A 20,790-nucleotide genomic window follows, 5' to 3' on the forward strand; every position below is an offset into this window, starting at 1 on the left:
CCCTAAAGGCTCGTCGTAGCCTACGATGTCGATAGGTCACAGGTGTAAGCCCGGTAACGGGTTGAGCCAAGTGATACTAATCAGCCGTGCGGCTTGTGATTCCTGCCATTTTTAGTTGTTAGTCAATAGTCTTTAGTCGTTAGGAGGAAAGATGAGTAGAAACTATCGACAATTAAAAGTCTGGGAATTAGCACACCTAATGACAAAAGAAATATACAAAATTACGCAAAAATTTCCAAAACAGGAAATTTTCGGACTTGTATCTCAAATGCGAAGAGCAAGTGTTTCTATCCCAGCAAATAATGCAGAAGGTTCGGGCAGGAAAAGTAAAAAAGATTTTTATCTACTGCGCTTGCTTCATGTAGTTAACTCGGTTATTATTTATACCTCTCAAAAGATTTAGGATATATTCAGCAAATAGAGCATAGCCGACTTGAAATTATATGCAATAGTGTCGGCAAAATGCTTAATAGTCTAATTAAAAGCATTGAAACAACTAAAGACTAACGACTAAAGACAAACGACAATAAAAAATTCCCGGTGGCAATACCGGAGGGGAAACACCTCTTCCCATTCCGAACAGAGTCGTTAAGCCCTCCAGGGCCAATGGTACTGCGCTGGTAACGGCGCGGGAGAGTAGGTCGTCACCGGGTTATATAGATGTTTCAATCATATAAAACTGAAGAGATATATTAATATTATTTTTTGTAGATTCAAAATGATTTGTTTAAAAATTAACAATTGGTAGTGTATAATATTTAGACTTGATATGCTAAAAATTTTTTGCTTGACAAATCATGAATTTTCTGTTAAAATAATATAGATATGAAAAATACCTCCAATTTTGCTTGGAGCAAAAATGGAAAAAGATTTTTTATTCTAACAAGAGAGGAGGTGAATAAACATGCGTAACGAAAAAGGATTCACCTTAATTGAATTATTAGTTGTGATTCTCATCATCGGTATTCTACTCGCATTGATTCTACCGAACTTTGTCTTAATGCAAGAAAGAGCCCGAAGAGCCAGTGTGAAGAATAATATGCATGTCTTCCAATTAGCAATGGAAGCATTTGCAACTGACCATATGGGAATTTTCCCCTCAGGCGATTTGTTTGCATCTGATGACCCAGCAGATAGAGGGCTTATCTGCTATTTCCCTGGTGGTGATGCTTTAGCACAACCTGACCCAACTGCTGGTCGTTTACCAATTAACCCCTATGCAACCACATTGTATACAATTGATGAAGACTTATTCTATTCTAATACCAATCCGCCGGAGTTCGGTGATGCAATTTTTGAGTCGTCTGGCGAGAATGCACGTGTTCGAACTGATGACCCAGAGGGTTGTCCGTATGAAGGATGGCTTCTTCCTGGTGATGGCGAAAATACTCAAGGAACAATTGTGGTTGGCACTTGGCCCGAAGCTGATTCAGAAACTGGTGTAAAAGAATATGGTATTGCTGGTTGGGGCAGAGTCTATTCTGCTGATGAACATTTTCCAATGTTCGATTTAGACCCAGCAGCTCCAGATGTGATGGTTTTCTTCATTCTTCACAACTAATACCTCAAATATTTTCAAGGGGGCAGAAATGCCCCCTTTTATTTTAGATTCTTTTTTGAATCTACTTAAGAGAATTTTTTTCGTTAAAAATTTACTCTAAGGAAATCCAATAGATTGGTCATATCTTCGGGTAGTGGTGCGGTAAACTCAAGATACTTATTAGTTCTTGGATGAATAAAACCTAACTTTACCGCATGTAATGCTTGGCGATGAATCATTGAGAGTATTTTCTTAAAAACCGGTGCTTCAGATTGTGAGCGAATTAAACTGGGACTTCTGCCCCCATAATCAGCATCGCCCACAACCGGATGTCCATAGTGGTAAAGATGGACTCGAATTTGATGCGTGCGACCAGTTAAAAGTTTTAACCGAAGATAAGTGGCAATTTTGAACCTTTCAATCACCTCAAATTGAGTTACTGCATTTTTAGCGGAAAATGGCGTTACGGCCATCTTTTTTCTGTCAAGACTATGACGACCAATCGGTGCTGAGATTGTTCCTTGCGACTGAGGAAAGTCTCCCCAAGCAATGGCTAAGTATTCACGAGTTATTTTACGGGCTTCAATTGCTTGACCTAAATAAGATAAGGCAAAATCAGTTTTGGCAAATACCAATAAACCAGTAGTATCTTTATCTAAACGATGGATAACACCAGGCCGAACTTTGGAATCAGGGTGTTCGGGTAAATGACGACAGTGATATAAAAGTCCTTGAACTAAAGTGCCACTATTATGACCACGCGCAGGATGCACAATAATACCTGCAGGTTTGTTAACAATAATTATGTCCTCATCCTCATAAACAATATTTAAGGCCATCGGTTCGGGTGTGATTTTTAACTCCTCTTCGATTTCAAATCGTGCCTGAATCTCATCACCGGGTTTTACTCGATAACTGGGTTTGGTAATTTTTCCGTTAACTAAAACTGCTCCGGCTTCAATTAATTTACAGACCCGATTGCGCGAAACACCAATCCCAGATAATAAGAGATAATGGTCCAATCTCTTTCCCCACATCTTTTCCGAAACAATTCGTTGAAACTCCTTTTCCATAGATTAATATATCAAGGGGAAAAATTAAACAGAGGTCTATTTTTTGTTTTGAAGGAATTGTTTTGTAAATATCCGATATATCGCTATAGACATTCTATTTAAGCACAGAACGCAGACATTCTTTTTGAAACTTTATAATCTTTTTAATTTCTTTTTGGGCAACAGTAAACATATTTTGGAATTGATGATAACTAAAAGGTCTTTTCTCGGCAGTGCTTTGGATTTCGACAATTTGGCCAGATTCCGTCATTACTAAGTTCATATCAACATCAGCCAAACTATCTTCTTGATAGTTTAAATCTAACAGAATTCTGCCATTAACAATTCCTACGCTGATTGCTGAGACATTTTCGATAATTGGATTTTTCTTAAGGATTTTTTGGGCTAACAGATAATTAACACATTGGGCCAAAGCACAAAATCCGCCGTTTACCGCTAAGGTTCTGGTTCCGCCATCGGCCTGGAGCACATCACAGTCAATAATAATTTGGGCTTCACCTAAACTATCAAGGTCAAAAATTGAGCGCAAAGAACGGCCGATAAACCGACTAATCTCTTGAGTGCGACCTTGGAGTCGTCCTGTTACTGATTCGCGCATTGTTCTTTGCACTGTGCTTCGGGGTAGTAAACTATATTCAGCAGTAATCCAGCCTTTGCCTGTGCCTAAAAGAAATGGCGGAACGCGTTGCTCATAAGTCGCCGACACTAAGATTTTAGTGTTTCCAGCAATAGCAAGACAAGAACCCTCAGCATATTTGAGATAACCGATATCCAATTCAATTTTCCGCGCCTGATTCCATTTTCGGCCATCGATTCTTAACATTTTTCTCCAAGATTAAATTATTCAGGTAACGATGCCCGCATCACATCTTCTAAATTTGACCCCAAAAACCTGCGGCCAACTTCAGAGAAGTTGGGAGTTAAGTCGGAAAGATAAAATCTAATAGGAGGATGCCTTCGGCTACGGTTTTTCAATCCAAGAGTTTCTAATAATGCTTTTGCTTCCAATGCAGTTTCTAAACCAGCATCTACAATTTTTATCTTATTCGGAAATACTTTTCGGATTGCTTTTTTTAATAAAGGGTAATGAGTGCAACCAAGCAGTAAAGTATCAATCTGTTCTTGCACTAAAGGAGACAGATATAGTTTTGCTATTTCAAAAGCAATTTTGTTGCCATACCAACCTTCTTCAACCAAAGGAACAAATAATGGTGTTGGTTTGGCGACAACTTCGACATCTTGACATAATTTTCTGATGGCTCGTTCATAAGCACCAGAAAGAATTGTGGCTTGAGTTCCGATAACTCCGATGCGTTTATTGCGGGTTGCCTTAATCGCTGCTTTTGCTCCAGGTTCAATTACACCAATGATTGGAAGATTAAATTTTTTTTTCAAGTCATCTAATGAGACCGAAGAAACCGAATGACAAGCAACAATAATCATTTTTACATCTCTACCCAATAAAAATTTTGCGTCTTGAAAAGCAAATTTAGTTATAGTCTCAGGTGATTTAGTGCCATAAGGCACACGGGCAGTGTCACCCAGATAGATAATCTCTTCATAAGGTAGAATTTTTCTAAGGGCTTTGACAATTGTTAAACCGCCGATGCCGGAATCAAAAACACCAATCGGTCTATTTCCTAACTTGACAGACATATTCTTTAGAACCTACGAATAAAATTAATCTTTGACAAGTAAATCAATGCAGTAAGGGTTTTCAGATTTAGTAGTTGATTTAGTAATTAAGCAATTATCGCAAGGCATTTTGTTCTTCATAATTTTTAATAAAATTTTGGATACCAACAAAGATTGTTTGAGCAATAGTTTCTCGATATTTTTCGGATTGCAATTTTTTCTCCTCACTTTTATTTGATAAGAATCCACATTCAACTAAGACTGCCGGCATAAAGCATCCGCGTAAAACATAAAATCCGGCTTGCTTGACTCCTCGGTCGACATTTTTTAATATTGAAACTGCTGCAGTTTGAATTTCCAGTGCCAGTTGATAGGACTCTTTTAGATATTCATTTTGGGCTAAATCAGAAAGAATGGTGCTAATATCATCATTAAGTAAGGGGTCGACATTAGAGATTTCAAATTGTAAAGACTGATTTTCTTTTGCGGCTACCGCTCGTTCCCAGTCAGTTTTGGCTTCAGAGAGAAAGTAGGTCTCAAAACCACAGGCTTGTCGGTTTCGGGCTGAAGCATTGCAATGGATTGAGATAAATAAATCGCCTTTCTTTTCATTAGCAAAACGAGTGCGTTCTGAAAGAGCAACAAAACAATCATCCGAACGAGTCATTAACACCTTTAATCCATATTTCTCTAATTTCTTTTTTAATAATTGGGCAATGCTTAAATTGACATTCTTTTCTTGGAGCCCCCTTTTGCCAATTGCCCCTGGGTCAATACCACCATGCCCGGGGTCTAAAATAATCGTTTTGATGGTTGGTATATTCTTGGGAAAAAATTTAATGGTAATACCTCCGGAGGAAAGCACTTTTTTATAATCATAAGGTTTATTAAATGTTAGTTCAAAATCTGTAGCATTGGTTTTCGGCACTATTCTTATCTGCTTAATAAAACCGCGAGCCGAGATGGTTTTAGTCTTAGTTTGAGCCTTGACCGATAATCTTAAACTTGTTTTGGATAAATATTGCCAAGCGCAATCTACTGATGAATCAACTTCTAAGACCATTAAGACAGTATCTTTTATTTGGGAGACACTGATCGATTCAATATTATAACTTCCTAACGCCAAAGAGCAGATAAAAATCAGCAATATAATTTTTAGTTTAAGATACATATTATCTGCGTCGGGCTTTTTGTTCGATGCGTTCGGTTCGTTCGATTGCCCGTGCTTTTAATTTTTCTCTAATATCGTGCATCTTTTTACCTTTACATAAAGCCAGTTCGATTTTAGCAAAACCTCGTTCATTAAAATAGAATTTCAGTGGTATAAGGGTAAATCCGCGTTCTGCAACTTTACCATATAACCTTTTAATCTCATCTTTATGTAAAAGCAGTTTCCGTTTGCGTTTGGGGTCACGGTTGAAGATATTACCTTGTTTGTAGGGTGCAATATTGACATCGTAAAGATAAACTTCTCCGTTTTCAACAGCAGCATAGCCACCATTAAGAGAAACACCGCCGGCGCGAGCGGATTTTACTTCTGTGCCACAAAGTTGAATTCCAGCTTCATACTTGTCAAAGATAGTATAATTATGAAATGCTTTTCGATTAGTAGCAACTATTTTCATAATTAAGGCTAAGTTAAAATATATAAATAAATTTCTTCCTAAAATCAAAAATATATAAATTTCTTCCTAAAATCATAAAACAATCAGTCAAGAAGTTAAGATATATAAATTTTGTGCTAAGATCATAAAATAAAGATAATGGGTTAAGTTAAAATATATAAAACTTTGTCTCGAAATCATAAGATAATAAGTTAAATTAGCCCTAAAAGCATAAGTTAAATTATAGATAACTATATTGGTTCGTCAAGTCCTAAAATATAAGGATATACCTTTATTTTTAGTATATCAAGTCTAAATTTACACAAAATATTATACACTATCAAATCCACAGATACTTTTAGATTTTGTTTGCTCGCTTGGTAATTTCCGAGGCTCGGTTTTTTAACCTTGACATGAGATTTATCTGCTATTACTATTAATATGTGTGCTAAAAGTCAGGCTTCTAATACTGGTGTTATTATTTTATTATGAGTCTGAAAAGACGGGTTTCTAATAGAGGACACTAATTTCTTATGTTAGCAAAGATTCTTAGTAAAATATTAGGCACAAAGAACGAACGGGAGTTAAAAAGGCTTTGGCTAAAGGTTGCGGAAATTAATGAGGTTTGGGAAAAGTTAAAAGACCTTCCTGATACCGAACTGCCTAAAAAAACCGAAGATTTTATTGCCCGAATACAAGATGGCGAAAGTTTAGATGACATTCTGCCCGAAGCATTTGCCTTAGTAAAAGAAACCTGCCGAAGACTGTGCGGTAAAAAATGGTTGGTTTGTGGTATTGAAACAATCTGGAATATGGTACCTTTTGATGTTCAGTTAATTGGCGCAATCGTGTTACACGAAGGTAAAATTGCGGAAATGAAAACCGGTGAGGGTAAAACTTTAGTTGCAACTATGCCCTTATATTTAAATGCCTTAACTAAACGCGGTGTCCATTTAGTTACAGTTAATGATTATTTGGCGCGTCGCGACCGCGAATGGATGGGACCGATTTATGAAACTTTAGGATTAACTGTCGGCTGTATTCAACAAGGCATGGAACCAACAGAAAGAAAACCCCATTATAATGCTGATATTACCTATGGCACTAATAACGAATTTGGTTTTGATTATCTGCGCGATAATATGGTCATAAGATGGGAAGATAAGGTCCAAAGAGGCCATTATTATGCCATTGTTGATGAGGTCGATTCGATTTTAATTGATGAAGCCCGCACGCCCTTGATTATTTCTGGACCGGTTGAAGCCTCAGACCGCGGGTTTGATAATCTGACGCCATTAGTCAAACGCGGCTACCAATCACAGACGATTTTAGTCAACCGGCTGGTGGAAGAAGGCGAAAAGTTGTTACGAGAAGGTAAGGCCTATGAAGCCGGTATAAAGTTTCTTCAAGCCCGACGGGGCTCACCGAAAAATAAACGGCTAATGAAAGTAGAGCAAGAGGAAGGTGTCAAAAAACTAATTGAAAAGGTGGAATTAGATTTTATCCGCGACAAAAAACTTCATGAACTCGATGCCGAATTACTATTTGTTGTCGACGAAAAAAATCATACAATTGATTTAACGGAAAAAGGACGCAATTTTTTAGCACCTAATGACCCAGAATTTTTTACTTTACCAGATTTGTCCTCAGAAATAGCAAAGATTGACCGCAATGAAAAACTCACACCCAAAGAACGGATTTATGAAAAAGAAAAGGCATATGAACGGTATGCGAAAAAGAGTGAAATCTTGCATAATTTTCAGGCTTTACTCAAAGCATACACTCTGTTTGAAAGAGATGTTGATTATATTGTTCAAGATAATAAAGTAATTATTGTTGATGAATTTACTGGCAGATTAATGCCAGGCCGAAGATTCTCTGATGGCCTTCATCAAGCTTTAGAAGCCAAAGAAGGCGTTCGGGTTCAAGAAGAAACACAAACATTGGCTACAATCACAATTCAGAATTATTTCCGAATGTATGAAAAACTTGCAGGAATGACCGGTACCGCAGTGACTCAAGCCAGCGAGTTCTGGTCAACTTATAAACTGGATGTGATTGAAATTCCAACTAATGAACCAGTTCGTAGAATTGATTACCCAGATGTAATTTATAAGACCCGGCGAGAAAAATATAACGCGGTATTAGATGAAATTGAAAAATGGCATCGGCAGGGTCGACCAATATTAGTCGGTACAACCTCTGTAGAAGCATCAGAAACTCTATCCCGAATGTTAAGGCGCCGAGGCATTAATCATCAAGTATTGAATGCTAAATATCATCAAAAAGAAGCCGAAATTGTTGCCCTCGCTGGCCAACCTGGTGCAGTCACAATCGCAACTAATATGGCAGGAAGAGGAACCGATATTAAACTTGGCAAAGGCGTAGTCAAAGGCGAAGGTTGCTATATTACTAAACACACAGGTGGAAGATGTCAAATCTGGGAAGAAAACGGTCCGTGTATTGACGAAGTGCCCTGCGGTCTTTATATTATTGGCACCGAAAGGCATGAAGCCCGAAGAATTGATAATCAATTGCGCGGTCGAAGTGGAAGACAAGGTGACCCAGGCTCAACCCGATTCTTTTTGTCTTTAGAAGACGATTTGATGCGACTCTTTGGTTCTGACCGATTAGCAAACATTATGGACCGATTTGGCGTTAAAGAAATGGAACCAATCCAACATCCTTTAGTCAGTCGAGCAATTGAGAACGCGCAAAAACGAGTAGAAGCCCGTAACTTTGAAATCCGAAAGCATCTTTTAGAATATGATGATGTCATGAATCGCCAGCGAGAAGTAATTTACCATTTGCGTGACCAAATCTTAAAAGGCGAAAACCTTTTTGAGATTTATTCGGCGGCAGTTGATGATGTAGTTGACCGCATAATTGAAAAATATGCTACAGATAAATATCCGGAAAATTGGGATTGGGATTCAATTAAAGGCGAATTTGGGATAATCTTTCTGGCTGATTTTACCATTGATAAAAAGGAGATACCATTAATAAAAGCAAAAGATTTATCGGAATCATTAAAAAAGATTGCGCGGGAACAGTATTTACAACGGGAAGCAGAATTAGGCAAAGAGATATTTTCTGAACTTGTCAAAGCGGTTTTTTTGCGTATAATTGACCATAAATGGCGCGACCATCTTTACGATTTAGATATTCTCCGAGAAGGGATTGGTTTAGTGGCATATGGCCAAAAGGACCCACTCATTGAATATAAACAAGAATCGTTTCAGATGTTTAATCAAATGATGGCGGATTTTAACAAAGAGGCAATAAGTCTTTTGTTTCGGGCTCAGGTGCAAACAACTGAGAGTCGAAGCGACCGTGCACGAAGACCATCTCAGCCCTTAAGAGCTTATAAACCGACAGTAATAACTGCAGTTGGTGGCCAACCTACTTCTGCAGATGTTTCACCCCACACCGCGTCTCAATCGACTTCAAATAAAAAAGAGACGCCCGTACAGACCTGGTCGCATCGCTCAGAAAAAATAGGTAGAAACGAGCCCTGTCCTTGTGGGTCAGGGAAAAAATATAAAAAATGTTGTGGCAAAAACCAATATTAAAAAAACAAATGGCAGAAAAATATTGCGAGACACAAGCACACAACTGCCATTAACAAAAATCAATTAGGAGGCAAATATGACACGAATTATTGTTTGGACCATTGTCGGAATCCTGGTTGTTGTTGCGATTATCTTTACGGTTACATCCCGCAGACAACAACGCCAAATGATAGGTGTTCTGCCAGTAAAAGGCGAAGCGTATGATGCATTCATTTCTCGGTCGGAAAAGGATTTGGCAAGGCTTACTCAAAGAAGCGAAGATGTAAAAGCAAAACTAACCGCCCCGTCTCCTGAACAGCAAGCAATGCTAACTGAATTGGATGCGAAACTGAATGAACTTTCAGCAATTGTTTCTTCATTAAAAGAGAAAGAAGACCGCAAAGAACGTGAAGATGCAGTTATCCAAATTAGAGAGTTGAAAAGAAATATTCGGCGTCTAATTCGCGATTTAGGAGGAAGAGTAGCTCCTGAGACCGAGACCGAAAAATAAAAATATACGGATATAAATTAATTAGAAGAAATTCGATATAGATACATAGGAATCGGACTGAAAAGATAATTTAGGAAGCGACTGAATAATCTTCTAAACAAAGTGAACTTCGGTCGCTCCTTAATTATATGTGGTTCACCGGATATTCCTGCCAGATTGCAAGCAATCTTTATCGCATCTTCATAAGAACCTAAACTATCTACTAATCCTAACTGTTGTGCCTGATGTCCCGAAAGGATTCGGCCATCAGCAATCTCTAATACTTTTTCTTTTGGTAAATTGCGATTTTGACTGACAACATCGACAAATTGTTGATAAATATCTGTAACCACTTCAGACAAGAGTCGTCTCTCTTTTTCGGTCATCTTTCTAAATGGCGAACCAATATCTTTGTGTTCTCGAGATTTGATTACTTCATAACTGATACCGAGTTTCTTGAGTAGTTCTTCAACCATCGGATATTCCATAATAACACCAATTGAGCCAGTCAAAGTCCCCGGGTTAGCCACAATGATATCTGCCGGACAGGCGATATAATAACCACCAGATGCGGCAACTGAGCCCATTGACACAACAATTTTTTTACCTTTTGCTTTAGTCTTATTGATTTCATTATAAATTTCCTGTGTTGCACTGACACCACCGCCAGGACTTTCGATTCTTAAAACAATAACTTTAATAAAAGGATTTTTCCCATAAGATTTAAGTTGTTTCACAATTGTTTTTGCATCCAGATCACATCCAATACATCCTTCAACTTCAATAACACCGATGGCTTTAGTTTTTAATAGACTTAATCCGCCTCTTTGTATCCGCATCATAATTAAGACCAAACCTAATATGTATATGATAACAACCAAAACAATTAATAAGACAATTTTTGGTTTCTTCATGGTTTCACCTCCTGTTACTTATTTTTGCCAGTTGAAATCATATTAACAAATCACTGCCAATAAATTAAAAAATGGGCCTAAGTAGAATTGAACTACTGACCTCGTCCTTATCAGGGACGCGCTCTAACCAACTGAGCTATAGGCCCAATCTTTATCAATATGATAAATTAAATTTCCAAAATGTCAATAGTAATTTTCAAAAGAAAAGATTGAATAAGGACACAAGTTATCAAATTTGTTTTTCGTATTTGCGGCCAATAGTTAGCAGTTAACGGTTGGAGTTATGGAACAAAATTATTTCTTTAGAAGGCAACTTGTAATTGACCAACCAAAATTTTTTGCGTTGAATTGGAATATTTTTCATATTTGTAATTGAGCATTATTTTTAAATTATCTGCTAAGGGCCGATAATTAATTCCTAATGTCAATTCACTATTTCGGTCACTGGTCTGCTTTTTATAAGTAGAAAATCTAATTACTGGTTGTAAAAATTTCCAGATATAACTTGGTTGGATATAAAAACCAGCACCTGTAGTCGAAGCATCTTTAGTGTGCAGGAATTCAGTTTTAACGCTAATCGGATTAAAGGCGAAGTTCATTTCTGCACCAATCCGATGAAATGATGTGTTCGGCTCATATTTGCCAAGATAAAAATTTATCCCCGGCACTAAAAGCGGAACCGCAATTGGTTTAGCAATAATTCTGCCAGCAAGACATTTATTCTTATTATCATCATTAGAAATATTGCGACCAACACCATTGACACATGCCAGAGTTGCTTCTAATAAATCTTGTTTATAAGACATTTGCAAACCGATATCGCGTGTTCCTTTAGGAGCTCGGATATAAGTTCTACCAATTAACGAATAATCCGTCAATTCCAGATTTTCTGATTTGGTGAGAACTTCAACTCCTAATGGTAACTTAAATTGTCCGAAAATAATGCTCAAATTAGTAATAGGTTTAATGTTGGCATATAGGTCATATAATGGTTTCCCTGAAATATCAGCAACATCAAAATAGATTCGCCCTGTCGCCCAACTGGTTAAAGTTGCCGTTAATCCGACAAAAGCACTTCGGCGATTAAAGGTAAATGTATCTTTATTCATTCGGCATTGTGCCCACAGACAACCATCAAGGGTTAATTTTCCCTGAGCAATTTTTACATCTTGAGAATAGCTAAGACTAACAATAAGTATGATTAAGATTGATAGAATCCGTTTCATTTTATTATGCTCCTTTCTTTAAGATTTCTGTTACTAATCTATTATCTAATCGCAATTATAGATAGAACGGATTATAGGTTCGCTTCTTTACAATGTCAAGGTTGACAATCAATGATTTTGAAATTATATTTAGAGCATGAAAATTGTTCAAATTAATCATAATGAATGGAGGCAACTATGGATGTCGTAGAATCTGGAATTGGTGAGTTGTTCCAAAAGCCTGATGTCTGGGGTTTTCGCGAATGGGTCCGTAAGCATAAAGATAAGACGCTGACTCCCAAATTAATGAGTGAACAAGAAGCAATTGCTAAATTTGTGCAAGATGGTGACTATATTGGCACAGAACTTTATGGCACGGTTCGTGCGCCAATGTCTTTGACTCGAGAATTGATTCGGCAAGGTAAAAAACATCTCCGCGTTGCGGGTCAAGGTATCCATGAGATTGATTTGCTTTTAGCTGCAGATTTAGTTGATACTCTGGATATTACTTATATTGCTTGGGAAGTTTATGGTATCTCTAATATCTTACGCCGGGCAGTAGAAAGCGGTCGAGTGAAAACGACTGACTGGTCTAATGCCGCAATTACTTGGCGATTCAAAGCCGCGGCAATGGGTATTCCCTTTATACCAACTTTTTCTATGCTCGGCACTGATACCTTAAAACATAGTGCGGCTAAAGTTGTCAATTGTCCTTTTACTGGTCAGAAGGTTGCATTATTGCCGGCTTTGTTTTTGGATGTCGGTCTGATTCATGTCCATCGGGCAGATATTTATGGCAACTGTCAAATTGACGGAATTTCGGGTTTTGCTTTTGAATTGGCTCGAGCATCAAAAAAATTAATTGTTAGTGCAGAAGAAATTATTGATACTGAAGAAATTAGAAGGTATCCGGAACATACAATTATTCCCTATTTTTTAGTTGATGCGGTGGTGCATGCTCCTTTTGGTTCTCATCCTGGTGAAATGTGCTATATGTATTGGCGAGATGAGGAACACCTTAAATCGTTTTTGGAAGATTCCAAAGACCCTGCCAAAGTCAAAGCTTATTTAGATAAATATGTCTATGGCGTGAAAAATCACGATGAGTATATTGAACTAATCGGTATAGACCGGCTTAAAAAACTACAATCAATGATTGGAGGGCGCTAATGCTTTCTGGTATAAAAAGACTTTACAATGACATGAAACCAAGAGGAGGTTATTATGCCTAATTATAATGAAACAGAATTTCTAATCTGTGTGGCATCAAAACTAATGGCAGATAAGACCGTAGCATTTGTCGGCACGGGTATTCCGATGTTGGCCGCAGCATTAGCCAAAAAGATGCATGCCCCTAATTTGATTGTTGCCTTTGAATTCGGTGGTATTGGTGCCAGTCTGGCAAAACTTCCTTTAGGTGTCGGTGATTCCCGAACTTTTCATAAAGCAGTAATTGCCAGTGGAATCTGCGATACAATGGAAACCGCGCAAAGAGGATTTATTGAATATGGATTTCTGGGTGGTGCACAGATTGATATGTATGGTAATCTTAATACCACGGTAATTGGTCAATATTGGCCTCCCAAAGTTCGATTGCCGGGTTCAGGTGGTGCTAATGATGTTGGGTCTCACTGTTGGAAAACTATTGCGATTATGCGTCAGCACGATACCAAGCGATTTGTTAAAAAGGTTGATTTTATTACGACCCCAGGTTATTTAACTGGTCCCGGTGCCAGAGAGGCAGCTGGTTTGCCACCTAATACTGGTCCTTATCGGGTTGTCAGTAATCTCGGCTTAATGGGCTACGACGAGAAGACGAAACGGATGATGCTTTTGGCAACTAATCCTGGCGTGACCGTAGAGCAAGTTCTACAGAATACAGAATTTGAAATGCTGATTGCGGATAAAGTAGGCGTGAATCCTGAACCGACTGAACAGGAATTAAAGATTCTGCGAGAAGAAGTCGACCCAGATAGGCTTTACATTTAATCTTTTATGATAAGATTTGTTGACGGCCCAAACTTAGATAACAAGTATGAAAAATTTCGTCAAGAGGTTTATGATTTTGCTCAAAATAACATCTTACCCTATGCTTCAGAAATCTATAAAAACGAGACATTTCCCATTGACATTGTGCAAAAACTTGCGCAAAGAGGTTATCTGGGTATTCCTTATCCTAAAGAATATGGTGGTCTGGGTTTAGATTATTTGAGTTATGCCATTGCTGCTGAAGAAATCTCCAGAGTTTGTGCTTCAACTGGATTAACTTTATGTGCGCATACTTCTTTAGGAACTTATCCGATTTATCGATTCGGCACTGAAGCGCAAAAGAAAAAATATGTGTCTCAACTGGCATCCGGCAAAATATTAGGAGCATTTGGCCTTACTGAACCTAATGCTGGTTCCGATGCTTCAGCAATTGAAACTACTGCTAAAAAGACGGACCAAGGTTATATTCTTAATGGTACAAAGCGATTTATCACTTCAGCCGAATATGCAGGAACGGTTATCGTCGCGGCAAGTTTAGACCGCACCTTAGGCACAAAAGGTATTACCTGTTTTATTGTCGAAACTAATTTTAAGGGTTTTTCAATTGGTCAACGAGAACATAAACTGGGTCTTTTAGCATCCAATACTGTGGAATTGATATTTGAAGATTGTTTCGTGCCGAAAGAAAATCTTTTGGGTCAAGAATATGATGGCTATCGAATCTTTATGGAAACTTTAGATGGCGGAAGAATTAGTATTGGAGCGCATGCTTTAGGTATTGCCCAAGGCGCTTTAGATATCGGATTAGAATGGTTGTCAAAAAATCCCGTAAGGTCTCAGCAAATATCAAAAATTATTGCCGATGTGACAACTCATCTTTATGCCGCAAGACTAATGGTCTATGACGCAGCAATGAAAAAAGATGCCGGAATGCGTGCGGACCAAGAATCGGCAATGGCAAAATTATACGCTTCAGAACTTGGCACTTGGGCAAGTGGCGAAATCATCCGAATGATTGGTTATCCAGCATTAACTAATGATTTACCTATCCAACGATTTTATCGGGATGCCAAATTATCGGAAATCGGTGAAGGAACTTCGGAAATAATGCGACTGATTATTGCTCGAGAAATGATAAGAAAATTCAAAGGCGAAGAAAAACCCGATGTCTTTCGAAAATAAAAGATTATTATGAAATCACGAAACAAAGAAAACACGAAATTCTTTTCGTGTCCTTCGTGTCTTCGTGGTTAAAAATGAGGAGAAATTATGAATTTTGAATTAACGGAAAATCAAAAGATGATTCAAGATATGATGCGTAAATTTGCGAAAGAAGAACTTGAACCCAAAGCAGTGGAACTTGATAAGACCGGCGAATTTCCCACAGAAAATATAAAAAAATTAGCAGAACTTGGTATTATGGGAATGGTTGTGCCGGAAGAATATGGTGGCGCAGGTTTCGATTTTGTCAGTTTGGCAATTGCCGTAGAAGAAATCTCCCGCGCCTGCGCTTCTACTGGTGTCATTGTTGCAGTTCATAATTCTTTAGTTTGTCATTCAATTTATACTTTCGGCACAGAAGAACAAAAAAAGCGTTTACTACCTAAATTAGCCTCCGGTGAAAAACTTGGTGCTTTTGCTTTAACTGAACCTAATGTCGGTTCTGACCCAGCGAGTTTGGAAACAACCGCAAAACTTGATGGCGATTACTATATTCTCAACGGCTCAAAACGATTTATCACTAATGCGAAAAATGCTGATGTCTTTATCGTGTTTGCAACTGCAGATAAATCTTTAGGTTATAAAGGAATCTGTGGATTCATCGTCGAAAAAGGAATGTCAGGCTTTTCTTTAGGCAAACACGAAGACTTAATGGGCTTAAGAGCAACGGGCAACTGCGAGTTAATATTTGAAGACTGCAAAGTTCCCAAAGAAAACCTTTTAGCAGAGCAAGGCAAAGGATTCAAAATCGCCTTGGGTATTCTTGATGTCTCAAGAATTGATATTGGAGCGCAAGCAGTTGGTATTGCCCAAGCCGCATTGGATAAATCAATCCAATATTCTAAAGAACGAAAACAATTTGGCAAGGCGATTTGTGAATTTGAGATGATACAAGCCAAACTGGCTGAGATGGCAATGAAAATTCAAGCAGCAAGGCTTTTGACTTATTATGCAGCATTCTTAAAAGATAAAGGCGTTCCGAGATTTTCTCAAGAATCATCCATTGCTAAATTATACGCATCAACCATTGCAGTAGAAGTAACGCGGGAAGCAGTGCAAATCTTTGGTGGCTACGGATATTCTAAAGATTATCCAGTAGAACGATATTATCGCGAGGCAAAATGTCTTGAAATCTACGAGGGCACTTCGGAAATTCAGAAAATTGTCATTGCGAGAAATCTGTTGAGTTAAAATAAATCATAGATAGCACAATTAAAACCTCATTTTTACTAGTGTTCATCTGCGTTTACTTTCTTATTTTTTTACCAACAAATTTTAATGAATTTCTATCAAAATTCTATGAGTTTCAAAAAATTAATCTTGACAATCAAATGTTAAGATTATGGTAATGTAAGATTTAATGTGGAAAATAAATAAAATAAGGAAGTTGCCCGAATATCAGATTGAAAAATCTCTATGTATTCGATTAAAAGGAGATGATAAAATATGCTATTGTGCCCCAGATGTCATAAGACACCGATCCGAAAATGTGAAAAGTGCGGAACTGTATATTGTCCTAATTGTGATGGTATAAAAGGTTATTCTTCCAAATGTCCTAAATGCGAAACTTATCAACTAAACAAATTTAATTCTCTTATAGAGATCTGTATTCATCAGATGTGATTTTTTTAATGAGAGCCTGCCGGACTCGTTATTTAACCATTTAGCGATTGTAAGATTTGAGGATTCTAAGATTAACTACACTGATTTCAGAAAGTCACAAAAAAAGACTATACAGAATAAGTATTGAAACTCGAAACATAATTCCTGGAAACTGATAGAAACGCATAAAGTCTTAACTTGTTGAAACTTATAGGAATTAGGTAGAGATTTCTCGATTTGCCCCGAATGGCGACAGTGTCGTGAAATTCGTGATTTAAAGAGGTTACTTCCTTTATTTTTCTGTTCACAGCGATTGACGATGTAATTAGTGTTGGAAGTTAAAGCATCTTTAATATGGTCAGCGCAGGGCTGAAAGACGAGTTGAATGATAAGACGAAAGGCGATTTAATTGACTGAGTTTGAGGCATAAACATTGGCAAAGACATAAGTAAATTAAGAAACAAGGACTTAGACATTATAAAAGATATACTTTTTGACCTATTAAGCGGTGTAAGGGATGGCTCCAGCACTGTACCCATACCGCACCCCCACAGCATTTGTTCTCTTTTGGCTTTTCGGGCTTTGAATATCAATATCTTAAGTTTTATCAGCAAATAGCCAACATCTCATTTATTTTATAAGTCAAATAAAGTCTGTTGATACCGATTCGCCATTGTAGAATTATCAAAGAACTACCACAGATAAACATTAGTGTAAATACTCAAGATTATACAGAAAACTTAGAATTTGTCAAGTATCGTTTTAAGAACTGTTCTGAAAAAGTGCTCAGGAACGAACTTACAGCGCACATTCATATCGGAGAGAATACAGCAAAAAAGGTAATATTTGGTAAGTCGGTATATTAATCAGCAAACTTAACTTTTTCAGGATTCGCTTTCAAGCATATTTTTCTTAAGCAAAAGTAATAGAAAATCATAAGTTGTTTTGATAAGTATGAATATATATATATTTCTTTTATACTCTTTGTTAGAGAAATAAGTAAATGGTAGTTTTTAGTGCGTATTCGTAAATCTCTTAATAGAATTAAGGGTTAAGTTTAGCGGCTTTGGTTTATTGCTGGGAAGTTTACTGAGTTTTTGTTCAATGTTGGAGCAATGATGTGGTCGAATCGTTTAATACATTCCAATGCTGATTCTTTAGGACGAACTTCAAATATAAAGTAAGTGTCTGAGTTTGCAAGTAGTTCAAAATAGGGTTGAAAATTAATATTTCCTTCGCCGATAATATTATGTTGGTCCCATTCGCCGTTGTTGTCGTGGATATGACAGTTTTTGATATGTTTATGATTATCCCAGAAGAATTTTAATTCTTGTTCTTTTTCTATGCCAAAGAAACGATTGATATGGCCAATATCCATTGTTAACCCAAATCTTCCGCCTAATAATTGTGGTAGCATGCTTAAAATGAACGGATAGCGAAAACCACCAACATTTTCCACACATAAAAACACTTTGGGCGGAATGTTTTTTTTGAGTGTGGATAAGGCTATGTAAAGATGTTGATTATAGAAATCAGGATAGACTTCAAAAGTTCTTAATTTTTGAGCCGAAACCCCAAAACTCATATCCGTGCCTAAATGAAAAGTTACGCGTTTGACACCAATTTCTTGTGCTTGGTGAAGCAATTTGACTATTGATTTGACAATAAAATTTTGAGTCGTGCGGTCTGGAATAAAAAACGACAGTCCTTCCGCCGCATGAAAAAGTAGGGTCAATTTATATTTTCTCAGATATTCGGCAATCGCGCGTCGATTTTTAGCACTTTGAATTTGATGTGAGAAATCAATATTATTGAGATTTAATTCCAGCACTTTAATCTTATGTTCTAAAGCAAAATCGCAAGCAGAAAGAATGTTATTAAAATCGAATAGGATTTGAATTCCTAATCGATTTTTAATTGTCTCAACAATTTTAGTTGTTTGATTAATTATACCATTAGTCATAAAGGACGAGTTTTAGAATTAGGTTTTGGTGAAAATTAGTGATAGTCTTATACGACTTCGACTCGTGCTACTTCAGGGATGGCGTCTTTAAGTGTTTTTTCAACACCTAAAGTTAAGGTCATTTGGGAAAAGGGACATTGGGCACAGGCGCCGTGTAATCGCACTTGAACTACGCCGTTATCTAAAATCTTAACCAATTCAATATTACCACCATCGGCTTGAAGTCCAGGACGAATCGTGTTTTCAATTAAGTGTTTAATTTTTTCTTTAGTTTCTTCAGTCATTTTTTTCTCCTATCCAAAGGTTATGCTCAATATTGAAAGCAGTTTATTTTTATCGCTTTATTCATTGTTTTCTCTTATTTTGACTTTTCGTCGAGTTTAAGATAACACAGAGTTAAAACATTATCTTCTACTCGGTCAAATTTGATTTTCTCCGAAACGAACTTTTATTATCTGGATTGAAGAACATTTCGGAAAAACAGAGAACAATTAATTATGGCATATAAAATTGTAAATTTAAATTTTCATATTGTCAAACATTTTATTATTCAGGGGTTGAGTGAGGATAATCTTTTCCGCAACAGAAATCTTTACTGGTTGACCTTGATTATCGCTATATCGTGCGCAAATTCCAGCAGCCAAAGATAAAATCTTTTCATTATGAATAATATTTATTTGGTTGGGATTTCGGATTAGGACAACCGGGCCGGGAACATCTAAGGGCTGTAAGACTAAATCATCGGGCATTTTTAATTGTAACAACTGCTGATTTTCTTTTTCATCTCGGCCAACAATAATTTTTAGCGGAGGCAGTTGCTCATTTTCTAAAGACCGAACCCGAAAATGGCGACCGAACTTCAAAAGTTCAATATCATTTAAGGAAACCTCATTATAAAACAAGGCATCACGCAGACGTTTGCTAAATTGGCTATCAGTTAAAAGACAACCGCCAGCCGGTTGGGGAATGTCTTTAATATTATACTGCCGGGCTAACAATAATTGGGTTTTTCGGGACCGGCCTTGAATATTGAGTAATCGGCTTCGGTCAATTAATCCTTGGGTTTCCAGAATCGTTGGTTCTAACAATTGGGCAGAGAGTGGTCGTAATAGTCGGCCGGTTAAACCGGCTTCGCGTTCGATTAATTTAAGAGACTGTCGGTTTTGTGACATTGGTCTTTCGCCTAAGACTTCGCCAGTAAAGACAAAATCAGCGCCGATAGATTCCATCAGTTCTTTACTCTTCTTTAACATATAGATGTGACAATCGATACAGGGATTGAGATTTTTGCCATAGCCGAATTTCGGATGCTGGATTAATTTGATATATTCATCACCAAACCAGATAATACGTAAATCAATGTTAAGTTCTTGGGCTATTGCTCTTGCGCGATGAGAATTATCAAAAAAGGGTGAGACAAAACAGACCGCAACGACTTTAATATTTAACGAATTGACCAGATGTAGTGCTAAAATACTGTCTAAACCACCAGATAAAAGGCCAATTCCAGTAAGTTGCTTTTGAGCATTGGAGTTTTGCATTTTTATTAGTATCTGAAAATTAATTATAAAATACGACTTAAGAAATTGCAAGATTAAAGATTGGTTTGTTATTTTTAATAAGACAGATAACTATTAGACTTTCATTTTTTATTATCTAAGCGCTAAATTTTAGAAGGAACTCCATTCCAATATTTTTTATTGTTTAACTAATATCTTGATAACTACACCATCTTTCTCTTAAGATACTTCACATAAGTTCTACAATATCTTGACGCTCCATCTTTTCCTTAAAATTCTTTGCACAGGTGTTACAATATCTTGACTCCGCTAACTTTTCATTTTAGTTTTCTTAGATATATAAAATGATAAAGAGGGTAGCGACAAGAGTTCTGTTAAATTTTCTTTTCTTCATTAGGAGTGTTCTTCTTTTCTTATTAAAAATTGTCCATCATAAGAGATATACCTTTATTTTTACCATATCAAGTCGAAATTTACACAAAA

Annotated in this window: 18 protein-coding genes, 1 tRNA gene and 2 rRNA genes; 10 read left to right on the forward strand and 11 right to left on the reverse strand. The window is 37.1% G+C overall.

Annotation, left to right across the window (positions count from 1 at the left end; translation table 11 throughout):
* The 4 genes from N2201_01415 to N2201_01430 form a co-directional block, all read left to right on the forward strand.
* Positions 1-101, forward strand: a 23S ribosomal RNA gene (locus tag N2201_01415); the annotation flags it as partial.
* 50 nt (positions 102-151) lie between these two features.
* A complete protein-coding gene (locus tag N2201_01420) occupies positions 152-403 on the forward strand; it encodes a four helix bundle protein (GenBank protein MCX7784879.1) in 252 nt (83 codons plus the stop codon).
* Between the two features lie 133 nt (positions 404-536).
* A 5S ribosomal RNA gene (gene rrf / locus N2201_01425) occupies positions 537-653 on the forward strand.
* 251 nt (positions 654-904) lie between these two features.
* Positions 905-1,561, forward strand: a complete 657-nt coding sequence (locus N2201_01430) for a prepilin-type N-terminal cleavage/methylation domain-containing protein (GenBank protein MCX7784880.1) — start codon at positions 905-907, stop codon at positions 1,559-1,561.
* A gap of 83 nt (positions 1,562-1,644) precedes the next feature.
* Here the strand turns inward: N2201_01430 and N2201_01435 are convergent, their stop codons facing one another.
* From N2201_01435 to smpB, 5 genes are all read right to left on the reverse strand, one after another.
* On the reverse strand, positions 1,645-2,613 hold the full coding sequence (locus tag N2201_01435; GenBank protein MCX7784881.1) for an RluA family pseudouridine synthase: 969 nt from the start codon (positions 2,611-2,613) through the stop codon (positions 1,645-1,647).
* Between the two features lie 94 nt (positions 2,614-2,707).
* Positions 2,708-3,436, reverse strand: coding sequence for a ribonuclease PH (gene rph / locus N2201_01440; protein ID MCX7784882.1), 729 nt, complete (start codon positions 3,434-3,436; stop codon positions 2,708-2,710).
* 17 nt (positions 3,437-3,453) lie between these two features.
* On the reverse strand, positions 3,454-4,269 hold the full coding sequence (gene murI, locus N2201_01445) for a glutamate racemase (GenBank protein MCX7784883.1): 816 nt from the start codon (positions 4,267-4,269) through the stop codon (positions 3,454-3,456).
* A gap of 94 nt (positions 4,270-4,363) precedes the next feature.
* Positions 4,364-5,419 (reverse strand): N-acetylmuramoyl-L-alanine amidase, encoded by a 1,056-nt coding sequence (locus N2201_01450; GenBank protein MCX7784884.1) that lies wholly within the window; start codon positions 5,417-5,419, stop codon positions 4,364-4,366.
* Position 5,420: 1 nt separating this feature from the next.
* Positions 5,421-5,873 carry an SsrA-binding protein SmpB gene (smpB, locus tag N2201_01455; protein MCX7784885.1) on the reverse strand — a complete coding sequence of 151 codons (453 nt, stop codon included), beginning with the start codon at positions 5,871-5,873 and terminating at the stop codon, positions 5,421-5,423.
* A gap of 512 nt (positions 5,874-6,385) precedes the next feature.
* Between smpB and secA the strand changes: the two genes are divergently transcribed.
* A complete protein-coding gene (gene secA / locus N2201_01460; GenBank protein MCX7784886.1) occupies positions 6,386-9,424 on the forward strand; it encodes a preprotein translocase subunit SecA in 3,039 nt (1,012 codons plus the stop codon).
* Positions 9,425-9,500: 76 nt separating this feature from the next.
* Positions 9,501-9,914 carry a hypothetical protein gene (locus tag N2201_01465; GenBank protein MCX7784887.1) on the forward strand — a complete coding sequence of 138 codons (414 nt, stop codon included), beginning with the start codon at positions 9,501-9,503 and terminating at the stop codon, positions 9,912-9,914.
* A gap of 17 nt (positions 9,915-9,931) precedes the next feature.
* Here N2201_01465 and sppA read toward each other — a convergent pair whose 3' ends face one another.
* From sppA to N2201_01480, 3 genes are all read right to left on the reverse strand, one after another.
* Positions 9,932-10,807 (reverse strand): signal peptide peptidase SppA, encoded by an 876-nt coding sequence (gene sppA, locus N2201_01470; GenBank protein ID MCX7784888.1) that lies wholly within the window; start codon positions 10,805-10,807, stop codon positions 9,932-9,934.
* A 72-nt stretch (positions 10,808-10,879) separates the two neighbouring features.
* Positions 10,880-10,953, reverse strand: a tRNA-Ile gene (locus N2201_01475).
* Positions 10,954-11,109: 156 nt separating this feature from the next.
* Positions 11,110-12,033 carry an OprO/OprP family phosphate-selective porin gene (locus N2201_01480; GenBank protein MCX7784889.1) on the reverse strand — a complete coding sequence of 308 codons (924 nt, stop codon included), beginning with the start codon at positions 12,031-12,033 and terminating at the stop codon, positions 11,110-11,112.
* Positions 12,034-12,210: 177 nt separating this feature from the next.
* Between N2201_01480 and N2201_01485 the strand changes: the two genes are divergently transcribed.
* From N2201_01485 to N2201_01500, 4 genes are all read left to right on the forward strand, one after another.
* Positions 12,211-13,182 (forward strand): CoA transferase subunit A, encoded by a 972-nt coding sequence (locus tag N2201_01485; protein MCX7784890.1) that lies wholly within the window; start codon positions 12,211-12,213, stop codon positions 13,180-13,182.
* 54 nt (positions 13,183-13,236) lie between these two features.
* Complete coding sequence (locus N2201_01490; protein MCX7784891.1) at positions 13,237-14,001, forward strand: 3-oxoacid CoA-transferase; 765 nt, start codon at positions 13,237-13,239, stop codon at positions 13,999-14,001.
* A 6-nt stretch (positions 14,002-14,007) separates the two neighbouring features.
* Complete coding sequence (locus tag N2201_01495) at positions 14,008-15,183, forward strand: acyl-CoA dehydrogenase family protein (GenBank protein MCX7784892.1); 1,176 nt, start codon at positions 14,008-14,010, stop codon at positions 15,181-15,183.
* Between the two features lie 87 nt (positions 15,184-15,270).
* On the forward strand, positions 15,271-16,413 hold the full coding sequence (locus N2201_01500) for an acyl-CoA dehydrogenase (protein ID MCX7784893.1): 1,143 nt from the start codon (positions 15,271-15,273) through the stop codon (positions 16,411-16,413).
* Positions 16,414-17,881: 1,468 nt separating this feature from the next.
* On the opposite strand, the gene N2201_01505 is transcribed toward N2201_01500, so the two are convergent.
* The 3 genes from N2201_01505 to N2201_01515 form a co-directional block, all read right to left on the reverse strand.
* Positions 17,882-18,787 (reverse strand): sugar phosphate isomerase/epimerase, encoded by a 906-nt coding sequence (locus tag N2201_01505; GenBank protein MCX7784894.1) that lies wholly within the window; start codon positions 18,785-18,787, stop codon positions 17,882-17,884.
* A 47-nt stretch (positions 18,788-18,834) separates the two neighbouring features.
* Positions 18,835-19,071, reverse strand: coding sequence for a NifU family protein (locus N2201_01510; GenBank protein MCX7784895.1), 237 nt, complete (start codon positions 19,069-19,071; stop codon positions 18,835-18,837).
* 234 nt (positions 19,072-19,305) lie between these two features.
* Complete coding sequence (locus N2201_01515; protein ID MCX7784896.1) at positions 19,306-20,328, reverse strand: tRNA 4-thiouridine(8) synthase ThiI; 1,023 nt, start codon at positions 20,326-20,328, stop codon at positions 19,306-19,308.
* Positions 20,329-20,790 lie beyond the last annotated feature (462 nt).

Source organism: candidate division WOR-3 bacterium (assembly GCA_026418155.1).
GTDB lineage: Bacteria > Hydrothermota > Tepidihabitantia > Tepidihabitantales > CAIPLT01 > JAOABV01.

What these genes read in the sequence shown, in the direction of transcription:
- N2201_01485 (MCX7784890.1), top strand. Translation starts at nt 12,211, where the DNA reads ATGGATGTCGTAGAATCTGGAATTGGTGAGTTGTTCCAAAAGCCTGAT.
- N2201_01430 (MCX7784880.1), top strand. Translation starts at nt 905, where the DNA reads ATGCGTAACGAAAAAGGATTCACCTTAATTGAATTATTAGTTGTGATT.
- secA (MCX7784886.1), top strand. Translation starts at nt 6,386, where the DNA reads ATGTTAGCAAAGATTCTTAGTAAAATATTAGGCACAAAGAACGAACGG.
- N2201_01465 (MCX7784887.1), top strand. Translation starts at nt 9,501, where the DNA reads ATGACACGAATTATTGTTTGGACCATTGTCGGAATCCTGGTTGTTGTT.
- rph (MCX7784882.1), bottom strand. Translation starts at nt 3,436, where the DNA reads ATGTTAAGAATCGATGGCCGAAAATGGAATCAGGCGCGGAAAATTGAA.
- N2201_01435 (MCX7784881.1), bottom strand. Translation starts at nt 2,613, where the DNA reads ATGGAAAAGGAGTTTCAACGAATTGTTTCGGAAAAGATGTGGGGAAAG.
- N2201_01515 (MCX7784896.1), bottom strand. Translation starts at nt 20,328, where the DNA reads ATGCAAAACTCCAATGCTCAAAAGCAACTTACTGGAATTGGCCTTTTA.
- N2201_01490 (MCX7784891.1), top strand. Translation starts at nt 13,237, where the DNA reads ATGCCTAATTATAATGAAACAGAATTTCTAATCTGTGTGGCATCAAAA.
- smpB (MCX7784885.1), bottom strand. Translation starts at nt 5,873, where the DNA reads ATGAAAATAGTTGCTACTAATCGAAAAGCATTTCATAATTATACTATC.
- N2201_01495 (MCX7784892.1), top strand. Translation starts at nt 14,008, where the DNA reads ATGATAAGATTTGTTGACGGCCCAAACTTAGATAACAAGTATGAAAAA.
- N2201_01420 (MCX7784879.1), top strand. Translation starts at nt 152, where the DNA reads ATGAGTAGAAACTATCGACAATTAAAAGTCTGGGAATTAGCACACCTA.
- N2201_01510 (MCX7784895.1), bottom strand. Translation starts at nt 19,071, where the DNA reads ATGACTGAAGAAACTAAAGAAAAAATTAAACACTTAATTGAAAACACG.
- N2201_01480 (MCX7784889.1), bottom strand. Translation starts at nt 12,033, where the DNA reads ATGAAACGGATTCTATCAATCTTAATCATACTTATTGTTAGTCTTAGC.
- murI (MCX7784883.1), bottom strand. Translation starts at nt 4,269, where the DNA reads ATGTCTGTCAAGTTAGGAAATAGACCGATTGGTGTTTTTGATTCCGGC.
- sppA (MCX7784888.1), bottom strand. Translation starts at nt 10,807, where the DNA reads ATGAAGAAACCAAAAATTGTCTTATTAATTGTTTTGGTTGTTATCATA.
- N2201_01450 (MCX7784884.1), bottom strand. Translation starts at nt 5,419, where the DNA reads ATGTATCTTAAACTAAAAATTATATTGCTGATTTTTATCTGCTCTTTG.
- N2201_01505 (MCX7784894.1), bottom strand. Translation starts at nt 18,787, where the DNA reads ATGACTAATGGTATAATTAATCAAACAACTAAAATTGTTGAGACAATT.
- N2201_01500 (MCX7784893.1), top strand. Translation starts at nt 15,271, where the DNA reads ATGAATTTTGAATTAACGGAAAATCAAAAGATGATTCAAGATATGATG.